The 5008-nt window shown below is 33.5% G+C and carries 5 protein-coding genes; all 5 read right to left on the bottom strand.

Annotated features, from left to right (window positions below):
• Nucleotides 1-326: 326 nt before the first annotated feature.
• Nucleotides 327-1124, bottom strand: coding sequence for an undecaprenyl-diphosphate phosphatase UppP (gene uppP, locus DN389_RS28090; RefSeq protein ID WP_001279953.1), 798 nt, complete (start codon nucleotides 1122-1124; stop codon nucleotides 327-329).
• 17 nt (nucleotides 1125-1141) lie between these two features.
• Nucleotides 1142-1879 carry an ABC transporter permease gene (locus DN389_RS28095; protein WP_116891943.1) on the bottom strand — a complete coding sequence of 246 codons (738 nt, stop codon included), beginning with the start codon at nucleotides 1877-1879 and terminating at the stop codon, nucleotides 1142-1144.
• Nucleotides 1872-2801, bottom strand: coding sequence for an ABC transporter ATP-binding protein (locus DN389_RS28100; protein WP_000484005.1), 930 nt, complete (start codon nucleotides 2799-2801; stop codon nucleotides 1872-1874). Before DN389_RS28100 ends, DN389_RS28095 begins: the two co-directional genes overlap by 8 nt.
• Nucleotides 2802-2869: 68 nt before the next feature.
• On the bottom strand, nucleotides 2870-3883 hold the full coding sequence (locus DN389_RS28105) for a sensor histidine kinase (RefSeq protein ID WP_142343699.1): 1014 nt from the start codon (nucleotides 3881-3883) through the stop codon (nucleotides 2870-2872).
• A complete protein-coding gene (locus DN389_RS28110) occupies nucleotides 3873-4586 on the bottom strand; it encodes a response regulator transcription factor (RefSeq protein ID WP_046953851.1) in 714 nt (237 codons plus the stop codon). The genes DN389_RS28105 and DN389_RS28110 overlap by 11 nt, the downstream gene beginning before the upstream one ends.
• Between the last annotated feature and the right edge of the window lie 422 nt (nucleotides 4587-5008).

Here is a 5008-nt window from a genome sequence, read left to right on the forward strand (position 1 = left end):
TCTTTTGACTTGTGTTTTTTCGTGTTTAATAAAGCATGAGCATTTTGTACACATTTAGAACTTGTATCGGTGTATTGAGAATTAAGAAATATGATATATGCGGAATGGATATAGTTTGTATACACATTCGGTCTCTGTCCAAGGGGTGTTTAATTTTTGAGCAGTGTCGTACGGTAAAGATTAAAATTGCTTGAAGAACATTTGGATTATTAATGATGATTTACTCCCGCTATGCCATATTGGAGTAGGTAGTACTTGATGTGAAATGGATAAAAAACCGATATTCTAACTTGAATATCGGTTTTTTATCTGTGACTTATATGAATTTATAGCAATACGAAAAGCGTAAATAAGATAGCTAACAAAATACGATAGTATGCGAAAGGTTTTAAGCCTATCTTTTCTAAAAGCTTTAGGAATGTTACTACTGCTAACATTGCTACTATAAAAGAGGTAATGAATCCTACCACAAACATAGGGATATCATTGACACTTAAATACTTCCAGCTTTTTAACAAGTCTAAGCCTGTAGCGCCTACCATTACAGGAAGAGCAATGAGAAAAGAGAACTCAGATGCAGTTTTATAATTTACTTTTGCTAATAGACCTCCAGAAATAGTAGAGCCAGCTCTAGAGAAGCCGGGGTATACTGCTAAGCATTGAAATAATCCAATTGTTAATGCTTGACGGTATGTTAAATCATCCAGTGAATAGGAGGTTGCCTCTTTCTTCTTTACTTCTGCAAAGAGCATAAGAATTGCCCCTGCTACAAGTCCAATTACGACAGTATAGGGCTGAAATAAGTAAGTTTTAATAACACCATGTAGTAGTAAACCAGCAACTACTGCTGGAAATACGCCAAGAAATACATGGAATGCGTTGAATTTCTTCTCTTTCCGCAGAAGAGGTTTAATATTACATAAAGAAACGAGGCGTTTATGATATAAAATTGCAATAGCTAAAATTGCCCCTAGCTGTATAACAATTTCAAACGTTTTCGCTCTTTCTCCTTCAAAATCTAATAAATGCCCGACTAATATAAGGTGACCAGTAGAAGAGATAGGTAAAAATTCGGCTAACCCCTCTACGATACCGAGTATGAAGGCAATAATGATATCGCTCATCGTTTCACTCCTATAAATTAATGAATGTCTACTCTTTTGAAATAGAATAGTGTTGCAAAAAATCCTGAAACCGCTGTTGCTGCAATGATGATATAAGAATATTCCGGTGGATATGTGGGTTGTAATTCATTATTTGCGATATCAAGAGTAGCGGTCCACGGAAATAAATCTTTATGTTTGGAGTTTACGAGCATAAGATTAGTCATTGTAATAATGACTGTTAATATAATAGGTGGTACATAGCTCTTCATTACAAGAGTTAGTAGCACAATAGGTGAAGACAATAGAAAGAGAAGTCCACCACAGATTAAAAATTTTAGAAAAGAACCTAAAAATAAAGCAGTGTTAAAACCAGGGAAGTTCCCCAATAGCCCTAATATTAAAGTAAGTGCCCAAGCGACTAAAGTTAGCATTATGATCCAAAGAAAAAGAGTGATGAACTTACTTATAATAAAGCTAATACGCGATACGGGGATAGTTAGTAAATTCTTTAGTGTGTCTTCTGCATATTCACGGGTAAACAGATAAGCAATTACTACTCCATATAAGGGGAATCCTATCACTAAAGTAGTATATAAGTTAACATCAGTAAATAATTGATGGAACCAAATAGTCGGAGTGGGCTGTTTGGTTTTTATATGTATATAAGAAGCTACTACGACTAAGAAAGGTGCGACACCAGCCCCAATAATGCTAATTAAAAACATATTAGAGCGTTTTAGTTTTAGTAGTTCTGTATAGAGTAGATTAACCAATTGTTCCACCTCCAACTAATTTAGTGAAATAATCTTCTAATCTATCTTCACTTATCATCATTTTTAATACTTCTACACCATTTAGAACGAATGTTCTGTTGATGTATCCTTGTTGTCCAAAATGAGAATAAATACGAATATTCCCTTCATCATGTACTTCATAATCAAAGATTTGAAGCTGATTTTCTAATAGCATTGCGGCTTTGTTTTCATTATTCACTTGAAATTCTATGTACTTACGGTTTGCTTTACGTAGCGTATTAAGAGAAACTTCTTCTAGTAACCTTCCTTCATGAATAATTCCCATACGATCAACTAATTGTTCTACCTCAGCTAATATGTGACTGGAAATAAGTATCGTTATATTTCTTTCCTGAGCTAAAGATTTAATAAGTTTTCGCATTTCTTTAATACCAATGGGATCGAGCCCGTTAGTTGGTTCATCTAGTATGAGTAATTCGGGATAATGGAGAAGGGCACGTGCAATACCTAGGCGCTGCTTCATTCCTAAAGAATACTTTCCAACTAATTTTTTTGTTTCATGCTGCAATCCTACGATTTCTAATGCTTCTTCAATAGCATTCTTTTTGTGAATCCCAATTATCTTTGTATTAATTAATAAGTTTTCTTTTGCAGTTAAGTTTTCATAAAACCCTGGAACCTCAACGATAGAACCAATTCTTCTTAAAATATCTTTTTGATTTTGAAATAAGTCCTCTCCGAATATTTCAATATTTCCACTTGTAGGTTTTATAAGACTGAGTAGCATACGAATGGTTGTTGTTTTGCCCGCACCGTTTCGTCCTATGAATCCATAAATCTCGCCTTGTTGAACATTAATATTTAGATTATCTACTGATTTTTGTGTGCCATACACTTTAGTAAGGTTAGTCGTTTTTATAATTGTATTTATAGGAAACACCTACTTTCTATAAGTTCTTAATTACATGATAAGAAGGAAGGCTTAACTGCATATTAATCATTTCTTAACTATTTCTTAAAAGAAATGTATTTTGGAATTGAAAAGCCAAAAGTAGTTCGTTTCCATGGAGTACTTTCAACCCATATATGCCCACCATTTCTCTCAACGAGTGCTTTAGAAATTGAAAGCCCGAGACCGCTACCACCAGAAGAGGAGTTTCTCGATTGTTCGCTTCGGTACATTCGTTCAAATACGTTTTGTAAATCATGTTTTGGAATACCAGGGCCTTTATCCCAAATAAGAAGTTCATAGTCTGTATCAGTTTCTAGTAGTTCGATCCCTAATGTTTTCCCGTCTTTTCCGTAATAAATGGCATTTTTTATCAAATTACTCATAATTCGCATAAGGCTAAGGTGGTCTGCAATAATAGGACAAGTAGATTCTGGTATGAGAACCTGTAGTTCGAGATTATGTTTTGAGAGTTCAGGTAAAAATTCAATCAAAACTTCTCTAGTAACTTCAGAAAAGTCGAGTTCCTCTTCTTTTAGTGGAAATTCATTGGCGTCTAGCTTTGCCATATTGAATATTTCATTAACTAGATGTTTTAAGTTATTTGATTTCATATAAAGTATTTTAAGATATTCTTTCTTTTCTATTTCAGAAACAGCAACCCCATCTTTTAAAGCGTCGATATATCCAATAATAGAGGTGAGTGGTGTTCGGATATCGTGCGAGATACTAGACAAAAGTTGTTTTCTAGATTCCTCGGATCTTTTTGCTTTGATCCGAACCTTTTCTAATTCAGCTATCAGTTCGTTTATTGAAAAAACGATACTATGTAATGAGGGGTCATTGCTTGTGAATAATCTCGTTTGTAAATTTCCTTTTAGTACACGACCTAATTTTGTGTCCACTGATTTGCGATGTTGAATGAATTGTATTCTTGAAAAGAAGAGATACATTGTAATTAAAATAAGGGTAATAAATAAAGACATCTTTCCTTTTGGGCCCATTTGTATATTTAAAAGCCCGCAAATGATAAGTTGTAATGAAATAAGGAATAGGGTTTTATCAGTCTTCAAGTTTTTCACCTACAAACTTATAACCAATTCCCCATACAGTTTGAATGAATTTTGGATTAGAAGGATTGATTTCTATTTTCTTTCTAAGTTTTCGAATATGTACCATAACGGTATTATCGTCTTCTATATAATTATCGTCCCATACATTTCGAAAGAGCTGTGTTTTTGTAAATACTTGTCCTGGGTTTGAAGTAAAGAATTTCAACAGTTCCAGTTCTTTTCCGGTTAAGCTGATTTCTTCTTTATTTGTATGAACTGTGTATGTATTTAAATCGATAGTTAGTCCTTTGAAAGCTAAAATTGTTTTCTCTTGTGCAGTAGTGTTACTTCCAAGAACTAAAAAACGCCGCATAAGAGCCTTTACTCGTGCAACTACTTCGTGAATACTGAAAGGTTTCGTAATGTAATCATCAGCGCCAATGCTTAAACCTAAAATTTTATCAATTTCGTGATCTTTAGCGGTTAGCATTAATATAGGTACGTTAGTTTTATCTCTAAGTTTTCTACATACTTCGATACCATCTACTTTCGGCATCATAAGATCTAATATAACGAGGTTATAGTTGTTTTGATTAAATAATTGCAAGGCTTCTTCACCATTAACCGCAGTATCTACCATATATAATTCTCGTTCTAAATATATTTTTAATAAATTTCGGATTTCTTTATCATCGTCTGCTATAAGGATACGTATATCTTTCATATTTTCACCTGCTTCTAATAGAGTTTTATTGCTAGTACAACAACTCTCTAATTATATACTAGTATTTGTTAAAATAAGGTTGCTAGTTTTGTTGGAGGGACATGTCTACAAGAATTAAGTCTAGAGTTCAAATGAAATCGAATATGTTTTGGAAGAATAAATTAAAGAGAAGCAGAAGGTGGTTTCTAGTAATGACTCTTTGTAGAGGCATATCTAGCTAAAAGAGCATAAAAATATTAAATTGAATATCTTTATAAAAAGGTGTTGACGATTTCACCTTAGAGGTGTAGTATAGAACAAGTCGCCGATGCAATAACGCAGAACGCGGCAAACAAAATGAAAAACTTAGTTGACATTAACTAACGAAGATGTTAACATAAGGAAGTCGCAAATGAGCGAACGAGCAGTTCTTTGAAAACTGA

The organism is Bacillus sp. AY3-1 (genome assembly GCF_008368785.1).
In the GTDB taxonomy this organism is placed as follows: Bacteria; Bacillota; Bacilli; order Bacillales; family Bacillaceae_G; genus Bacillus_A; species Bacillus_A wiedmannii.

What these genes read in the sequence shown, in the direction of transcription:
- uppP (WP_001279953.1), bottom strand. Translation starts at nt 1,124, where the DNA reads ATGAGCGATATCATTATTGCCTTCATACTCGGTATCGTAGAGGGGTTA.
- DN389_RS28110 (WP_046953851.1), bottom strand. Translation starts at nt 4,586, where the DNA reads ATGAAAGATATACGTATCCTTATAGCAGACGATGATAAAGAAATCCGA.